Origin of the sequence: Alcaligenes ammonioxydans (assembly GCF_019343455.1) — a bacterium.
Lineage (GTDB): Bacteria > Pseudomonadota > Gammaproteobacteria > Burkholderiales > Burkholderiaceae_B > Alcaligenes > Alcaligenes ammonioxydans.
This window is the reverse complement of record NZ_CP049362.1, coordinates 3,619,133-3,635,943: the sequence shown is the minus strand read 5'-3', so window position 1 is coordinate 3,635,943 and position 16,811 is coordinate 3,619,133. Positions and strand designations below refer to the sequence as shown.

Genomic DNA, 16,811 nt, shown 5'->3' with positions numbered 1-16,811 from the left:
TACAAGCAACAAAAAACGCAGCTCATGGGCTGCGTTTTTTGCGTTCTGATTGATGTGAATCAGCAGTTCTGTTCGCGCATCAGCTTGGCCGCTTCGATGGCGAAATAGGTCAGAATGCCATCCCCACCGGCACGCTTGAATGCCAGCAGCGATTCCATCATGACCTTGTCGTGATCCAGCCAGCCGTTCTGGGCAGCGGCCTTGATCATCGCGTATTCGCCACTGACTTGGTAGGCGTAGGTCGGCATGCCAAACGCGTCTTTGACGTCGCGCAGAATGTCCAGATAAGGCAGGCCGGGCTTGACCATGACCATATCGGCACCTTCGCGAATGTCGGCCGCCACTTCGCGCAGCGCTTCATTACGGTTGGCCGGGTCCATCTGGTAGGTGTTCTTGTTGGAGCGGCCCAGATTGGCCGCTGAACCCACCGCCTCGCGGAACGGGCCGTAGAAGGCACTGGCGTACTTGGCCGAGTAGGCCATGATGCGGGTGTGGATGAACTGGTCCTTGTCCAAGGCGGCGCGGATGGAGCCGATACGGCCATCCATCATGTCGCTGGGAGCCACAATGTCTACGCCTGCCTGAGCCTGCGTGTGAGCCTGACGGATCAGCATGGCCACCGTCTCGTCATTCAGGATGTGGCCAGCATCGTCCAAAATGCCGTCCTGGCCGTGGCTGGTATAGGGGTCCAGAGCGACATCAGTCAGCACGCCCAGCTCGGGAAACTGCTGCTTGAGCATGCCCACCACCCGGGGGATCAGGCCATTCGGGTTGGCGGCCTCGCTGCCATCGGGCGTTTTCAGCGACGGGTCGATGGAAGGGAACAGGGACAGCACGGGGATGCCCAGTTCCAGACACTGTTCGGCCACGCGCATCAGTTCGTCAGGCGAGTAGCGCATGACGCCCGGCATGGAGCCGACCTGCTCCTGCACTTTCTCGCCTTCACGCACAAAGACCGGATAGATCAGGTCGTCAGTGGACAGGCGGTTTTCGCGCACCAGACGGCGGGAAAACTCGTCGCGGCGGTTACGGCGCAGGCGAGTATTAGGAAAGTCGGCAGGAGGAATAAAACGAGTCATGGAACAACCTTCGGAGAAATCCAGTTTTCGATGCATTCGGTCGCTTCGGGCAAGCCGATACGATCAGTGGAGGAGAAGGGCAGCGCGTGAAGGGCGCCAATTTCCCGGAGCTGGCGACGTACTTCGGCTACCGCCTTGATACGTTGACCATAAGGCAGTTTGTCGGCCTTGGTCAAAAGCACCAGTACGGGCTTGCCAGTCGGTGCAATCCAATCGACCAGGCGCAAGTCCAGGTCGGTCACGCCGCGCCGGATGTCGATCAGCAACACAATGCCGGCAATCGAGGGACGGGTGGCCAGGTAGTCGCCCAGAATCTCGGCCCAGTCCTGCTTTTCGTGGCGGGCCACGGCGGCGTAGCCATAGCCGGGCAAGTCCACCAGGTGGCCCAGATAGTCGCCCGGCGAGAGCGGATCGGGGATGCCGAACATGTTGATCAGACGTGTTCGCCCTGGCGTTTTACTGGAAAAAGCCAGTTTTCGTTGGTTGGCCAACACATTGATGGCGGAGGATTTGCCCGCATTGGAGCGCCCCACAAAACAGACCTCTGGCGGTCCGGGAGGAGGCAGCTGATCGATCTGAGCAGCTGAAATCGTGAAGTGAGCGCGGTGCAGTATCGACATGGTTGCAGCGTAATTCCATATTGGTTCAGCGCCTATTGTATAATCTCTCGATTTGAAACAGTAATGTCGTAGTCCACTGGGTACTGACCAGCGGCTTACGGTGGCTTTTGCGGGGCGCATGCGGCACCCCGATTGATTCGCGATTATCGAGGTCCAAATGAAGCGTGCGCTTTCCCGAGTCGTTATCGCAAGCAGCCTGACGATGGCTTGCTCTGTGGTTTTTACCGCTAACGTGGCCAATGCAGCTGGTCTGCCCGAGCCTGATGCCGCCAAAGGCGAGCAGCTCTACCTGCAAGGTGAGATGTCGCGTGGCGTGCTGGCCTGTGTGACCTGTCACGGGGATGGCGGCAACAGTATTATTCCGGTCAACCCGTCGCTGGCTCACCAGCCGTACGAGTACCTGGTCAAGCAGCTGCACGACTTCCGTGCCAAGGACGAGAAGTCCGTTCCTGCCCGCCGTGGTCCTGATGGCGCGAACAGCCTGATGACTGCCATTGCTGCCGGTATGACTGAAGACGATATCAAGAACGTGGCGTTTTACCTGTCTCAGCAAGCGGTGAACTGGGACCAGGCCGCTAACGCGACCAAGGAAGACACCATGGTACGTGGCCAGAAGATCTGGCGGGGTGGTTTGCCCGAGCGCGGTGTTCCTGCCTGTGCGGCTTGCCATTCGCCCGATGGCGCCGGCATGCCCGGCCAGTACCCCCGTCTGGCCGGTCAGCACCCCGCCTATATTGCGGATCAGCTCAAGTTGTTCCGTAGTGGCGACCGTGCCAACAGCCCGATGATGTATGACATCGCAGACCGTTTGTCGGATGCCGACATTGCGGCCGTATCCGATTTCGCAGCTGGCCTGCGTTAATCCGTCAAAGGGGGCCAATGGCCCCCTGACTGTCTGAAACCTGTATTCGCTGCGGCTTCGAGTCCTGACGGCCGCAGTGTTTGGGTGCCGTAACAACGGGCAGTGCCGCTTCAGGCCAGGTCTCGTGTTGGTGTTTTGTCCAGTAATCGAACTTTGGGCGTGTTCTGCGCTCCAAGTCTGGATGTTTCCGGTGAACCCCCCACACCTCCTAAGCTAGCCCTTGTGAAAAAAGTATCTCCCGTGCGTCGCTTTGCGGCCGATTTCCTGGAATTGCTCGGTTCGATGCGCTTTGCCATCAGCTTGCTGATGTTCATTTGCGTAGCCAGTCTGATCGGCACCGTTCTGGCACAAAATCAGCCTGCCAATACCTATATTGATCAATTCGGACCTTACTGGTTTGAGTTGTTCGATCATTTCTCGATCTGGTCTGTCTACAACAGTGGATGGTTCATGGTCATTATGGCGTTTCTGGTGGTATCGACCACGCTGTGCGTCATCCGCAATGCGCCCAAGATGATCCGTGAAATGCGCACGTTCAAGGAGCACGTGCGCGGTGGCAGCCTGAAAGCCTTCCCTCACCGCGTCGAGCTGGAGAGCGCAGGTGGCCCTGAGCATAATCGTGAACAGGTTCAGGGCTGGCTGCAGTCGCAAGGCTATGCGGTGCGTGTGCGTCATGATAATGACGGCAGCATGATGATGGCGGCCAAAAAAGGGAGCGCCAACAAGCTGGGATACATTTTTGCGCACCTGGCCATCGTGGTGATTTGTGTCGGCGGTTTGCTTGACAGCGAATTGCCCGTGCGTTTGCAGGTGTGGTTGGGTGGCAAACAACCGATTACCGAAAATATGCTGATTTCCCAGGTGCCCGAGTCGGGACGACTGGGTCTGGGCAATCCCAGCTTCCGTGCCAACATGCTGGTGCCAGAAGGGGCGCGCACGGCGACAGCAGTAGTCAATTCCGGTGAAGGGGTGCTGATTCAGCCGTTGCCGTTCGCCTTGGAGTTGAAGCGTTTTCTGGTGGAGTACTACTCCACGGGGATGCCCAGCAGTTTCAAGAGCGAAGTGGAAGTAACCGATCCCGTGACGGGCGATACCTTCGAGCGCACGATCGAGGTCAACGAACCGTTACGCTACAAGGGTGTGACGGTTTACCAGTCCGGTTTTGACGATGGCGGCAGTATGTTGAGTCTGAAGGGCTATCCGCTGGTGGGTCCGAGTGCCGCACCCTTTGAGTTGAATGGGAAAGTGGGTGAGAGCATGGGCATTACTGCCCAGCAAAGTCCCAGCGAGCATGCTCTGACTGTTCAGTTGACTGAACTGCGTCCCATTAATGTGGAAAACCTGTCCGAGGGCGACCCCCAGCCCAAGGCCATGATTGAGCACGTGGCGGCGGTCACCGGTAGCGCTGCCAACAAGAAAGACCAGAATTTGAAGAACGTCGGCCCCAGCGTGAACTATCGTTTGATTGACGACCAGGGGCAGTCTCGCGAGTTTGTGAATTACATGCTGCCGGTGGAACTGGATGACACCCTGGTGTTTCTGGCCGGGATGCGTTTTTCGCCCGCCGAGCCGTTTCGTTATGTGCGTCTGCCGGCTGACGAAAAGGGTTCTTTAAAAGAATTCATGGATTTGCGGGCGGCTACGCAGAATGAGGCCTTGGTCAGCCAGGCGGCTGAACGCTTTGCCGAGCGCAACTCCTCGTCACCCGAGCAAAAAGAGTTGATGTTGTCGGCGTCCAAAACGGCATTGCAAACCTTTGTACGTGCTGGTTTTGATGGTTTGATCAGCCGTGTCCCCGAAGCTGAACGGGAACGTATCCTGGGTTTTGCTATCCCCATGATTCAGTTCACCTTGTCGGAATTGCGTGATTTGGTCAGGCAGCAACAAGGCTTGCCAGAACTGGATTACAGCCAGGAAAATAATGAGGCCAACCGTTGGATTCAATCTGCCGTGCTGGCGTTTGCTAATCTGCCGGATTACCCGGCACCGGTGATGTTGACCCTGGACAGTTTTGAACAGGTTCAGGCCAGTGTATTCCAGGTGGCACGCAGCCCAGGCATGTACATTGTGTACTTGGGTTGTCTGTTTTTGATTATTGGCGTGTTCTCGATGTTCTATATCCGGGATCGCCGCGTGTGGGTTTGGATTCGCCCTCACAACCAAGGCAGTCGCGTAATGGCTGCCATGACTTCTCAACGTCGCAACTTGGACTTTAACCTCGAGTTTGAACGCCTGAAAGCGGCGTTCAATCGGCTATCTGTCTGACAAGGTGTAGCTATGGCGCAGACCCTTTCTTCGGCCACTCCAACGATGTGGCAAGACAATATCGCTTCCAGCGGTGACCGGCGAGGCATTCGTGGTCGTCCTGACTGGACGGATGTGTTGTATCTGGTGGTACTGGCCTTGGGCGCGGCTTATGCGCTTAACGTCTACAGCACCAGCATGGATTACTACGAGAAGATCATTCTGGTCGCTTTCGTGCCTTTTGTGGCCTGGTTGGGGTGGCTGTGGCGTCCGCTGCGTACCTTGACGCTGGCATGTGGCGTGACAGCCTTGCTGGCGATCTGGCTCTACAGCACCGGTAATGGCCTTGGCACCGGCGACATTGAAAAAGCCGATTCGGTTTTCCTGCTGAAATATCTGTTTTCGTCCCAGTCTGCCATCTTGTGGATGTGTGCGCTGTTTATTCTGGCCACCGTCATGTATTGGGCGGGCTTTTTCAGTAATACAGCAGCCTGGATGGCTTCTGGGCTGACGTGGGCGGCCGTGTATGCAGGTACGACGGGGTTGCTGGTGCGCTGGCGTGAAGGCCATTTGCTGGGCCCGGATATCGGCCATATTCCAGTCAGTAATTTGTACGAAGTGTTCGTGTTGCTGGCGCTGGTTACTGCCTTGTTCTATCTGTACTACGAACGTCGTTACAACACCCGTGCCTTGGGTGGCTTTGTGCTGCTGGCAATCAGTTCGCTGGTGATCTTTCTGCTGTGGTACTCCTTTACGCGTGATGCCCATCAGATTCAACCGCTGGTGCCAGCACTCAAAAGCTGGTGGATGAAGTTGCACGTGCCTGCCAACTTTATTGGTTACGGTACGTTCTCCTTGGCAGCCATGGTCGGGTTTGCGTATCTGGTCAAGGAAAATGGCGAAACCCGTTCGCGTGCCAAGCTGATTCCGGTGTTTTTGCTGGGTGCTATTCTGTGTGCCGAACCCATGATTTTTGGTTCTCGGGAGCTCTCGCCAACCTGGATGCTGTATTTCGGTATCGGTAGCGTGATCGTGGGCACGATTCTGTATTTCCGGGGTCCGATTTCACGCAAGCTGCCGTCGCTGGAAGTGCTCGATGACATCATGTACCGCGCGATTGCGGTGGGTTTTGCCTTCTTTACGGTAGCAACCGTGCTGGGCGCTTTGTGGGCTGCTGACGCCTGGGGTACGTATTGGCAGTGGGACCCGAAAGAGACCTGGGCCCTGATCGTGTGGCTGAATTATGCGGCCTGGTTGCACTTGCGTTTGCTCAAAGGTCTGCGTGGCACGATGGCAGCGTACTGGGCTCTGGCGGGTTTGCTCATTACCAGCTTTGCCTTCCTGGGCGTGAATATGTTCCTGTCGGGGCTGCACTCCTACGGGGAACTATAAGTTTTTTCTTGTTCTGAGGCTGGGGGATCGGTTTCAGAATGCGTGCTTGAGAATGAGAAACCCGAGTTTGGCTGGATGCCGGACTCGGGTTTTTTTGTGACCAGACTGTTTGGTGAAGCGTCCTTTGCAGGGAAGTAGTCTCTGGGGGGAGCCGCTGGTGCTCTGGGCCAGGTGCTGATCGGAAGCTTGTTGTGTCGAGATGGTTCGATTGAGCCATAGCCAGACTCAGGTCAGGACTTAGATCCCAGACCCAGACCATCAAAGCCAAAGCTAGCGGGATGCCTTTATCGACCTTCAGGACTATCCGTTCTATTTACTGTTTCTGCCTTAGATACGCGCCTGTACGTGGAGCAGTATCCGCTCCGAAGTGCAAATTTTAGAGTTGGGTATCACGCCGTAATAAGGAGTGCGACAGGGCTTGGCTAGGTGTGTGCGTGACGGCGGTGGTGTCAGGAAAGCACTCATAGCTTCCCCATGGCATTTGAGACGAGTGCGCGTCCACAGGTGGTGGCAGGCCCTGTCATTTGCCACCCAGGCTCTCTGCGGGCCTTGGGTGGCTATTGGTTTACATGGTTGGCGGGAATTTTTCCTGGGAGTCCAGTAGAAACTGTCGGGCGGCGGCGTCATGGACCAGGTCCGGCATGGATTTGGCTTTGAGCAGCTCTGCCGGAGTGCAGGCTTTGGAAATGATGAAGCCTTGTACGTAATCTACGCCTAATTCCTGTAGGGCTCTGAGCGTCGGGACGTCTTCTACCCATTCGGCAATGCTGATCATGCCCAGGTTGTTGGCAAGCTCGACGATGGTGCGTACGATCGCGACGTTGGTTTCTTTCTTTAGCATGTCGCAAATCAGCGCACCATCGATCTTGATGGCGTCGGCGGGTAATTCGCGCAGGTAAGAAAAAGACGTGTAGCCCGCTCCAAAGTCGTCCAGCGCGATGCGCACACCCATTTTTTGCAGTCGCCGCATGAAGTTGCGGGTATGCTCCAGGTCGTCCAGTGCTACGCCCTCAGTGATTTCCACGCACAGGCGGCGGGCCAGATGTTCAAAACGCGCCAGGATGTCAAAGAACCATTGAATGAAAGTGTCGTCATTCAGGGACACACCGCTCAGGTTGATGGTGACCCACTGGGTTTTGCTTAACTGGGCCTCATGCTTGGCCATCCACTCCAGCGTGGCCGAGAACACCCATTTGTCGATGATGGTGATGGTGCCGCTTTCTTCGGCGGCGGCAATAATGCGGCCAGTGGGAATCAATTGACCGGAGGAGTCCCGCACGCGTAGCAGAGCCTCGAAGTTCAGGCTGTCCATGGGGCGGCGCAAGGCCGCAATCGGTTGCATTTCCAGGTACAGGGCGCGCGAGGAGCCCCCTTCCAGCTCTTCAAACAGGCGCAGTTCTTCAGCGTGTTCCTGCAGGGCATTGGAGTCCTGCCCGTAGATAATCATGTCCTGATGCAGGCGGCGGGCATCGCGGGCTGCACGGCTGGCAGCGGAGATGGCTTCCTGAGGCGCCATGCCGGGAGCGACTTCGACCAGACCCAGTGTACTGCGCAGGTTAAAGCTGCGGTTTCCGGCCAGCAGGGGGCTTTTGTTCAGTGATTCGAGTACGCCATTGGCCAGCACGCGCGCCTGCTCTGGCTCGCAGTCTTCAAAGATAATTACGAATTCGTCGCTGCCGATGCGGCCTATTTTGTCTTTACTGCGCAGAACCGATTCCAGCTGTTCGCATACTTTCAGCAGCAGCGCATCCCCTGACGAGTGTCCGAAGGTGCCGTTTACGTACTTGATGTGGTTCAGGTCCAGATAGGCCAGCAGACAGGGCTTGTCGTTCTGGCTACGATTGAGCAGACCTTCCAGTGCCTTTTCGATACCGCGCTGGTTCAGCACATTGGTGACCGGATCGTTGTCAGCCATCAGGCGCAGTTGACGGTACGTCTCGGCCCGGGCGGTGATATCTTGCAAGGATCCTTCAATACATTGATTGACAATCGCTACACGCAAGGCGAACTGACATGGTTGAGCGTCTGCGTCGTAATAAGTGATGGTCACATCCTGACCGTTCTGGGTGCTTTGTGCGACCGCTTTCCAGTCTTGCTCGGGAAAAAAGTTGGTCCAGTGGATGGGGCTCTCGCTCGGATCGGCATCGATGTTCAACATGCGGGCCAGAATGGGGCTGATGCGCAAGAACATCCCCGCTTCATTGAGGGTGAACATGCCAACGGGGGTAAGCAGATAATGCGCCATCAATTCATTGCGGGCGCGCAGGGATTCACTACGGTCTTCACGCAGGCGCTCGCCTACCGCCAGGGCCACCATCAGATTGGACAACAGGAAAGCGATGACGCCGTTGAAATTCTCGACAAAGCTGGAGCGGCCAAACGCCACCAGAAAAATGGCTGAAATCAGCATGCACAGCGCCATGCTCAGCAGCACCAGTTGCCAGAGCAAGATGCGCGAGCGGGTGTGCAGGAGAATGGACAGCAGCACGGCGGATACGCAGCACAGTGCGTAGATAGTGCTGATCCACATGAGGGGCTGGAATATCGAGGCCGGCGCCAGCAGGGAGACCGGCAGCAGGATCAGACCCAGGATGCCGACGGTGGGGAGCAGGCGCTGCAGGCGGGCAGTAGTGATGGAGTTGCCCAGCAGGACGGTAAACAGGGAATAGCTCAGAATGAAGTAGCAGGCAATCGTGAGCTGGCGCAGTACGGGCATGTACTGGGCGGGCAGGTTCTGCCCTAGCCACTGCGTATCCCAACCCATGGCCATCGCGCCCAGGCGCAGGTTGCCAATCAGCCAGACCGATAGCAGCAGATAGATCCAGGCACGGTTGGTGGCTGCCAGAACCAGCATGAACATGGCCATGGTCAGTAAGCCGCCCTCCAGTAGCCCGATGCCCCGGCTGAGTCGAATCGAGGAATGGCTGATGTCAGCACTGGCCCAAAGCTGGGCTTGCAAGAGGGCAGGTCGCGAAGTCTCGACGCGGCATAGCACGCTGTCAGGGTGGTCGACCTGACCCAGCTCCAGGGTATAGCTTTTGACCGGCGCTGGTGATAGAGGCGTCGGCGGGTCCAGCTCGCTGTTGCGCAAGGGCCGTCCACTGCGAGCATCCACGCAGTGCAGCGAGGAAATGGGAGAGGCAGGAAAGTGCAGGACCTGCTCCTGCTGGGGGAAGGGGGCAGGCAAGGTCAACAGGAGCCAATGGGGCTCGCTCAGGTGAAGCCGCTGCCGGGACGGAGCGTTCTCCAATTGCGTCAGTAACTCTGCGTCCGCCTGCTCTTGCTGGCTGGCCAGTGCCTGAATGCTCAAACTTTGACCGGGCACGGAAGGGTAGCGATTCGGCAGGAACAGTAATGCCCATACCGTGAGCATGATCAGAAACAAAGGGATGACGTAAAGACTTAAGCCGCGAATCAGGCGTTCGCTGGCCGAAGTAACCGGCTCGAAGCCGTGTGTCGGTATCCCGGGGGTGGTCATGATGGTGGTACAGTCTCCAGCGCTTACCATCGAACTGTCTGGCCACTGACAGCGAAATCTGTGCTTTCCCGGCAAGGATGCAACAGGCCGGGACTGCTGCGCCTGATAAGGGCAGTACAGTCCCGGCCTGTTTTACGGTCAGATTCGAGAGTTCTTTAAGGCTGAATGGTTATGATCTGCCATCCAGACCCGACTTAGGGAAGTAAACGTTCGGTGGCAAACAAACTGTCCACGGTCTCACGGGGGCGGATCAGGTGAACCTGATCGCCATCGACCAGAATCTCAGCCGCGCGGGGGCGGGTGTTGTACTGGCTGGCCATCGTAAAGGCATAGGCGCCAGCGGACATGATGGCAATTAAATCGCCCTGTTTCAGTTCCAGCTGGCGGTCGCGGGCCAGCCAGTCGCCGCTTTCGCAGATAGGGCCAACCAGATCATAGCGGGGAGTGGTCTCGGTCACTGGGCGAGGCTCTACCGCTTCCACGCTGTGCCAGGCATCGTACAGCGTGGGGCGAATCAGGTCGTTCATGGCGGCATCAATAATGGCGAAATTTTTAGTCTCGCCATGCTTGAGATATTCCACGCGGCTTAGCAGCACCCCTGCATTACCCACCATGGAGCGGCCGGGTTCCAGCACGATCTCCAGATGGCCCAGGCCATTGGTGTCCAGGGCGGAAAAGACTTCGGTCAGCAGTTGGGTGGGGGTCACCAGTGTCTCGTCGGTATAGCGAATCCCCAAACCACCGCCCAAATCCAGATGAGTCAGGTTCACCCCTTGTTCCTTCAGGGCCAAGATCAGCTTGATCAGTTTGTCCAGCGCATCCAGATAGGGGCTGACTTCGGTAATCTGCGAGCCGATATGACAGTCCACACCCACAATGTTCAGGCTAGGCAGCGCTTGGGCGCGTGCGTAGATGCGGGGAGCCTGGTCAATGGGCACGCCGAACTTGTTGTCTTTCAGGCCCGTAGAGATGTAAGGGTGGGTGCGTGCGTCCACGTCTGGATTGACGCGCAAGGAAACAGGCGCTTTCACATTCATGCGTTCCGCAACCTGTGCTACACGTTCCAGCTCCGCTTCGGACTCGACGTTAAAACACTTCACGCCTGCTTTCAGAGCCGCTTCGATTTCCCAAACCTGTTTGCCCACACCTGAGAACACCACTTTGCCAGGGTCGCCGCCGGCAGCGATGACACGGGCCAGCTCGCCGCCCGAGACGATATCAAAACCGGTACCCAAGCGGGCAAATTCTTGCAAAATGGCCAGATTGGAGTTGGCCTTCATGCCATAGCACACCAACAACTTGCGGTCCTGGCCAGCCACTCGGTAGGACTCCCAAGCATCGCGCAAGGCTTGGCGGGAATACACATACAGAGGGGTGCCGAATTCTTCAGCCAGCTTGCTCAGGGGAATTTGCTCGGCGTGTAGCGTGTTGTTCTGAAATTGAAAGTGAGGTGCAACGGTCATGGTGTCGACAAATAACAGAGGTTAGGCGAGCAGGGCGGGAATCAGCGCGGCGCTGTCTGGGCGTCCGCTGATTCCTGCGCTGGGGGATGGTACAAGGGGCCTTTGTAACCGCAGGCGCCCAGCAAGGCGCTCAGTGCCAACAAGGCCAGCAAACGGGAGGAACGTAGTTTGTTCATGTAGGTATGAAACCAGTGCGGACAATGCAGAGCATTATGCCATTGTGAAGGACAAAGCAAAAAAACGCCGGCTAGGCCGGCGTTTGGGTAGGTGATTTAAAAGGGAACAAAGGGTTGCGCGGCAGCGCCCGAGGGGCTGGCATCAGAATCCAGCTGCCGCAGCAGGTCACCAATTCCATCGTTCTGATCCCCGCCGCCCTGTTGCAAGGCGCCGTCACCGGGAGCAGGTAAACCAACGCGAGCAATGGCCTGACCGGGTGGGAACTCGTCAAAGTAAAAGTCCCCATTGATGCGTGACAGGCCAGAGGGCACAGGGCCAGGAGGCACCACAGGCTTGTCTTTGAGGGCAGTGCGCATGTAATTGATCCAGATGGGCATGGAGGCACCGCCGCCGGTTTCCCCGGAGCCCAGACTGCGCGGTTTGTCAAAGCCCATCCAGGCGATGCCGACCAGCTCGGGGGTGTAGCCAGCAAACCAGGCATCCTGAGAATCGTTGGTAGTGCCTGTTTTACCGCCAATATCGGTACGCTTCAATTCGCGTGACGCGCGCGCACCCGTCCCGGAGGTCGCCACGCCACGCAGCAGATCGTTCATGACGTAAGCCGTACGGGCATCAATAGCCCGGGCGGCGGCATCGCCGGCCACCACTGGCTTGGCGCGCATGATGACCTTGTTGCTGCTGTCAGTGACGTAGTCGATCAGGTAAGGCTCGACACGGTAACCACCATTGGCAAAGACCGAGTAGGCACCCGCCATTTGCAAGGGCGTTACGCTGCCCGCGCCCAGAGCCAAAGGTAGAACGGCGGGTTGGCGTGCCTTGTCGAAACCAAAGCGGGTCACATACTCCTGTACATACTTGGGCCCGACGGCCTGCATGATACGGATAGACACCATGTTTTTGGATTTGTACAAACCTTGACGCATGGTCAACATGGGCTCGTACGTGCGCCCGTAGTTCTTGGGCGTCCAGGGCTTGGAGCCGGTCTGGGCCGCGGTCAGCACAAAAGGTTCATCTGAAATCTGGGTGGCGGGGGTCAGGCCGCGCTCCAGCGAGGACGCGTAGATGAAAGGCTTGAAGGCCGAGCCAGGCTGACGCCAGGCTTGGGTGACGCGGTTGAACTTCCCATCGGAGAAGTGAAAGCCGCCCACCATGGCCTGAATCGCGCCGTCTTGCGGGCGGACCGACACAAAAGCCGCTTGTACCGCCGGCATATTGATTACTTCCCAGTAATCGCCATTGCGGAACAGATAGACTACCGAGCCGCGCTGAATGCGCACGTCTGCCTTGGCATTGTTCACCAGGCCCCGCGCAACGATCTTCAAGGCACGTTTGTCGTTGACATCAATAATTTGCTGGGCGGTCCGGGCAACCCGGATCAGATTGGGGTTGGCATCGAGCACCACACCGGTCAACAGATCGCCGGTATCGGGGTACTTGTCCTGCAAGTCGTCCAAAATGGCATCTAACTGGGCATGGTCGTTTTCAATGCCTGCAGGCAGATCCACCTGACCTTGCGGGCCTGTGTAGGGGGCGCGACGGGTGTAATCCAAAATACCGTTGCGCACAGCCAGGTAGGCAGCTTCCTGGTCGGTGGAGTTGATGGTGGTGTAGATGTTGAAGCCGCGCGAATACACATTGTCCTGATAGACACCGTACAGCAGTTGGCGGGCCAGTTCAGCCGCGTATTCGCCATGAATGGCGTAACCGCCAGCAGGGGTGCCCAAGGCTGACTTCACCACGATTTCCTGTGCCATCGCATCCTGGTATTCCTGCTCCGTGATGTAGCCCAGTGAGCGCATGCGGCCCAGCACGTAGGCCTGGCGAGTTTTGGCGCGTTCAAAGTTGGCGATCGGGTTAAAGCGCGAAGGCGCTTTGGGAATGCCGGCCAGCATGGCGGCTTCAGCAGTGGTGATCTCACCCAGGGGCTTGCCCAGATAGGTTCGTGACGCCGCCGCAAATCCGTAGGCACGATGACCCAGATAAATCTGGTTCATGTACAGATCCAGAATCTGGTCTTTAGTCAGCGTCGCTTCAATCTTGAAGGTCAGCAGCAGTTCATAGAACTTGCGGGTATAGGTTTTTTCCGAAGACAGGTAGAAGTTGCGGGCCACCTGCATGGTGATCGTACTGGCCCCTTGTGTCTTGGACATATGGGTCATGTTGGCCAGGGCCGCGCGACCGACTCCCATCCAGTCAATACCACCGTGCTGGTAGAAACGGTCGTCCTCGGCCGCCAGAATGGCCGATTTCATGACATCGGGGATTTCGTCAAAACGCAGCACATTGCGGCGTTCTTCGCCAAATTCACCGATCAAGACCTTGTCCGCCGTATAAATGCGCAGCGGCACTCGGGGGCGGTAGTCGATCATGGCGCTAAGATCGGGCAGGTTGGGCCAGGCCAGAGCTAGCGCAAGTGACCCGAGCAGGGCGGCACACAGACCAAGCCCCACAAAAAAGACCGAGGTCTTGATGATGAGGCGGGCAAGCCAGGAACCGGAGCTTTGCTCGGGCTTAGAATTGGGGGAGCGGGAAGAAGAACTCATTAGGGCTGATTTTAAAGTCCAAACGCAGCAGGACTGGGCCTCATACCAAGTATCAATGTAACAAAATAATACTAAGCAAGCGGACTGTGCTTAGGGAAGGCTAATGGGATAATACACAAATGAACCACTCTTTACCCGCCGAGCTGATGCCTGTAGAACATCCTGATCCCTTAACAGACGCCGAGCTGCTCCATTTACAACAAACTGGCCCTCGACCCATTATTTTGGTGGGCATGATGGGGGCCGGTAAAACGACCATTGGCCGTCAATTGGCGCGGGAACTCAAACGCGAGTTTATGGACCTGGACCACGAGCTGGAAGCCCGAAGCGGGGTGCGAGTGTCCACTATCTTTGAGTTCGAAGGTGAGCAAGGGTTCCGCAAACGTGAATCTGCAGTGCTCGATATTTGTTCGCGCCAGAGCGGAATTGTGCTGGCAACGGGTGGCGGGGCTATTTTGTCCGAGGCCAATCGCCAGATCATCAAAGATCGCGGTATCGTAGTGTACTTGTGCGCCACGGTAGATGAACTGTACCGTCGCGTGGCCCGAGATCGTAACCGGCCACTGCTGCAAACGGCGGACCCTCGGGCTCGCATTCAGGAGTTGCTGCAGGCGCGCGAACCCCTCTATGAAGAAGTGGCCGACATCCGCTTTGAGACCGGCTCGGCGCCGGTGCATCATGCGGTGCGCCATTTATTGTCTCTGTTGAAAGAACGAGGTTGCTAAATGTCCGTAGTGCATGTTGACGCCCAGGGTGGCGCTTATCCCATCCATATCGCTGCCGGACGTCTGGCGCAGCTTGCAGACACCGTGCCCGCTGATACCTCCGCCATTGCAATTGTCACCAATCCTACCGTAGCGGCCTTGTATCTGGCGCCGGTCAAGGAAGCTCTGGTCACCACTGGCAAACCGGTTCACGTGATTGAACTGCCCGATGGCGAAGCTTACAAGACCTGGGAGTCCCTGAACCTGATTTTTGACGCACTGCTGGGCAGTCATCTGGATCGCAAAGCTCTGATCGTGGCATTGGGTGGCGGGGTTATTGGTGATATGGCCGGTTTTGCCGCAGCTTGCTTTATGCGGGGCGTGCGCTTTGTGCAGGTCCCCACGACCTTGCTGGCGCAGGTGGATTCTTCAGTCGGTGGCAAGACAGCCATCAACCATCCGCTGGGCAAGAATATGGTGGGCGCCTTCTACCAGCCCATCGCGGTGGAAATAGACACCGATGTACTCAGGACGCTGCCCGCTCGCGAAATTTCCGCCGGTCTGGCTGAAGTCATCAAGTACGGCATGATTTACGATCTGGATTTCTTCAACTGGTGTGAGGAGCAGATCGCCGCCATGCGCCGTCTGGATCAGGAGCAGATTGCTCATGCGATCCGCCGCTCCTGCGAAGTGAAGGCCGAGGTGGTCTCGCAGGACGAACGCGAGTCTGGTCTGCGCGCTATCTTGAACTTTGGCCACACTTTTGGTCACGCAATTGAGTCCGGTATGGGCTATGGTCAATGGCTGCATGGTGAAGCCGTCGGCTGCGGCATGATCATGGCCGCTGAACTGTCCCATTTAGTTTGTGGCCTGCCGGCTCAGGATGTGGCCCGTATCAAGGCCCTGGTTCAAGCCAGCGGATGTCCGGTCACGCCACCACAATGGCCTGCGGACCGTTGGCTGCAGCTGATGCAGGTGGACAAGAAAAATGAAGGTGGCCAGTTGCGCTTTGTGCTGCTGGATAAATTAGCTCATGCCAAGGTTCAGGCGGTAGCGCCTGATGTGGTGCGCCAGGCCTTGGCCCGCTTTACAACGGTGGAACAGGAGTAAAACCCATGCAAATGCTTGCCGCTTATGCCTGTCACCCTGAACAGTCCCGCGGTCGGCGTTATGCAGAGGCAGCGCCCCAAGGCCGGAATGCCTTTCAGCGGGACCGCGACCGGATTATTCACTGCAATGCGTTTCGTTTGCTGGAATACAAGACCCAGGTTTTCATTAACCACGAAGGTGATTTGTTTCGGACACGTTTGACGCATAGTTTGGAAGTGGCCCAGCTGGCGCGGGCCATCGCCCGCAATCTGGGCTTGCACGAAGACCTGATTGAAGCGATCTCCCTGGCTCATGATCTGGGCCATACCCCTTTTGGCCATGCGGGTCAGGATACCTTGAATAGTTGCATGCAAAGCCTGCGGCCCGAGGCCGGGGGCTTTGAGCACAATCTGCAAAGCCTGCGGGTAGTGGACGAGCTCGAAGAGCGCTATGCCGCCTTCAATGGTCTGAACCTGTGCTTTGAAACCCGCGAAGGGATTTTGAAGCACTGCTCACTAAAACATGCGCGGGAATTGGGCGAGGTCGGCCAGCGCTTCATTGATCGCACCCAACCGTCGTTGGAAGCGCAAATGGCCAATCTGGCTGATGAAATTGCTTACAACAATCATGATATTGATGACGGTTTGCGCTCCGGCCTGATTCGTCTGGAGCAATTGCTGGAGCTGCGTCTGTTTCGTGATCATTACGAGCATGTGCAGACTCAGTACCCGGGCTTGAGTGGTCAGCGTCTGGTAGCTGAAATTATCCGTGGCATGATCAATACCCTGGTGGTCGATTTAACCGAAACCACGCGTGCCAGGCTGGAGGAGCACCGTCCTGATAGTGTGGAGGCGATTCGTCAGTTACCGCGCCTGGCTGGGTTCTCGCCGGAACTACGCGCTCAGGCTGATGAGCTCAAGCGGTTTTTGCATGCCAACTTATACCGTCATTACAAAGTGGTGCGCATGATGAGCAAGGCACAGAATATTGTGCGCGAACTGTTTCACGCTTTTTTGGATGATCCGCGCCTGCTGGCGGCCGAGCATCGTCGTGAAGACCCTATTGCCCAGGCCCGGGCCATCGCCGACTACATTGCGGGGATGACGGACCGCCATGCCATTCGCGAACATGACGCGATATTCAAGATGTAGGCCTGATAG

Annotated in this window: 12 protein-coding genes; 6 read left to right on the top strand and 6 right to left on the bottom strand. The window is 57.2% G+C overall.

Translation table 11 applies throughout. The annotated features are described in order from the left end of the window. Positions 1–59: 59 nt before the first annotated feature. Positions 60–1,079, bottom strand: coding sequence for a porphobilinogen synthase (gene hemB / locus FE795_RS16575; protein ID WP_003805319.1), 1,020 nt, complete (start codon positions 1,077–1,079; stop codon positions 60–62). Beyond that, entirely contained in the window at positions 1,076–1,699 is a 624-nt protein-coding gene (yihA, locus tag FE795_RS16570) for a ribosome biogenesis GTP-binding protein YihA/YsxC (protein ID WP_003805318.1), read from the bottom strand. Before yihA ends, hemB begins: the two co-directional genes overlap by 4 nt. Before the next feature lie 157 nt (positions 1,700–1,856). Between yihA and FE795_RS16565 the strand changes: the two genes are divergently transcribed. From FE795_RS16565 to ccsB, 3 genes are all read left to right on the top strand, one after another. Continuing rightward, positions 1,857–2,561 (top strand): c-type cytochrome, encoded by a 705-nt coding sequence (locus tag FE795_RS16565; RefSeq protein WP_051010476.1) that lies wholly within the window; start codon positions 1,857–1,859, stop codon positions 2,559–2,561. Between the two features lie 222 nt (positions 2,562–2,783). Next, positions 2,784–4,826 (top strand): cytochrome c biogenesis protein ResB, encoded by a 2,043-nt coding sequence (locus tag FE795_RS16560; protein ID WP_131071086.1) that lies wholly within the window; start codon positions 2,784–2,786, stop codon positions 4,824–4,826. Between the two features lie 12 nt (positions 4,827–4,838). Then, positions 4,839–6,197 (top strand): c-type cytochrome biogenesis protein CcsB, encoded by a 1,359-nt coding sequence (gene ccsB / locus FE795_RS16555; RefSeq protein WP_039944080.1) that lies wholly within the window; start codon positions 4,839–4,841, stop codon positions 6,195–6,197. 565 nt (positions 6,198–6,762) lie between these two features. Here the strand turns inward: ccsB and FE795_RS16550 are convergent. From FE795_RS16550 to FE795_RS16535, 4 genes are all read right to left on the bottom strand, one after another. Further along, positions 6,763–9,675 (bottom strand): putative bifunctional diguanylate cyclase/phosphodiesterase, encoded by a 2,913-nt coding sequence (locus tag FE795_RS16550; RefSeq protein ID WP_131071085.1) that lies wholly within the window; start codon positions 9,673–9,675, stop codon positions 6,763–6,765. Between the two features lie 194 nt (positions 9,676–9,869). Then, the gene (lysA, locus tag FE795_RS16545) at positions 9,870–11,138 is read right to left on the bottom strand and encodes a diaminopimelate decarboxylase (RefSeq protein ID WP_003805308.1); all 1,269 of its coding nucleotides are present in this window, start codon (positions 11,136–11,138) and stop codon (positions 9,870–9,872) included. A gap of 41 nt (positions 11,139–11,179) precedes the next feature. Next, positions 11,180–11,314 carry an LPS translocon maturation chaperone LptM gene (gene lptM, locus FE795_RS16540; protein WP_003805306.1) on the bottom strand — a complete coding sequence of 45 codons (135 nt, stop codon included), beginning with the start codon at positions 11,312–11,314 and terminating at the stop codon, positions 11,180–11,182. A 96-nt stretch (positions 11,315–11,410) separates the two neighbouring features. Next, a complete protein-coding gene (locus FE795_RS16535; protein ID WP_003805303.1) occupies positions 11,411–13,858 on the bottom strand; it encodes a penicillin-binding protein 1A in 2,448 nt (815 codons plus the stop codon). A 119-nt stretch (positions 13,859–13,977) separates the two neighbouring features. On the opposite strand from FE795_RS16535, the gene FE795_RS17325 reads away from it, so the two are divergent. From FE795_RS17325 to FE795_RS16525, 3 genes are read left to right on the top strand one after another with little or no spacing between them, the layout of a single operon-like run. Next, entirely contained in the window at positions 13,978–14,583 is a 606-nt protein-coding gene (locus FE795_RS17325; RefSeq protein WP_003805300.1) for a shikimate kinase, read from the top strand. Continuing rightward, positions 14,584–15,672 (top strand): 3-dehydroquinate synthase, encoded by a 1,089-nt coding sequence (gene aroB, locus FE795_RS16530; RefSeq protein WP_003805299.1) that lies wholly within the window; start codon positions 14,584–14,586, stop codon positions 15,670–15,672. Positions 15,673–15,677: 5 nt separating this feature from the next. Next, entirely contained in the window at positions 15,678–16,802 is a 1,125-nt protein-coding gene (locus FE795_RS16525) for a deoxyguanosinetriphosphate triphosphohydrolase (RefSeq protein ID WP_059318073.1), read from the top strand. Positions 16,803–16,811: the final 9 nt, after the last annotated feature.

Bases quoted from the DNA above. Each gene is read 5' to 3' on its own strand.
- ccsB (WP_039944080.1), top strand. From the start codon at position 4,839: ATGGCGCAGACCCTTTCTTCGGCCACTCCAACGATGTGGCAAGACAAT.
- FE795_RS16550 (WP_131071085.1), bottom strand. From the start codon at position 9,675: ATGACCACCCCCGGGATACCGACACACGGCTTCGAGCCGGTTACTTCG.
- FE795_RS17325 (WP_003805300.1), top strand. From the start codon at position 13,978: ATGAACCACTCTTTACCCGCCGAGCTGATGCCTGTAGAACATCCTGAT.
- FE795_RS16525 (WP_059318073.1), top strand. From the start codon at position 15,678: ATGCAAATGCTTGCCGCTTATGCCTGTCACCCTGAACAGTCCCGCGGT.
- yihA (WP_003805318.1), bottom strand. From the start codon at position 1,699: ATGTCGATACTGCACCGCGCTCACTTCACGATTTCAGCTGCTCAGATC.
- FE795_RS16565 (WP_051010476.1), top strand. From the start codon at position 1,857: ATGAAGCGTGCGCTTTCCCGAGTCGTTATCGCAAGCAGCCTGACGATG.
- aroB (WP_003805299.1), top strand. From the start codon at position 14,584: ATGTCCGTAGTGCATGTTGACGCCCAGGGTGGCGCTTATCCCATCCAT.
- FE795_RS16535 (WP_003805303.1), bottom strand. From the start codon at position 13,858: ATGAGTTCTTCTTCCCGCTCCCCCAATTCTAAGCCCGAGCAAAGCTCC.
- lptM (WP_003805306.1), bottom strand. From the start codon at position 11,314: ATGAACAAACTACGTTCCTCCCGTTTGCTGGCCTTGTTGGCACTGAGC.
- lysA (WP_003805308.1), bottom strand. From the start codon at position 11,138: ATGACCGTTGCACCTCACTTTCAATTTCAGAACAACACGCTACACGCC.
- hemB (WP_003805319.1), bottom strand. From the start codon at position 1,079: ATGACTCGTTTTATTCCTCCTGCCGACTTTCCTAATACTCGCCTGCGC.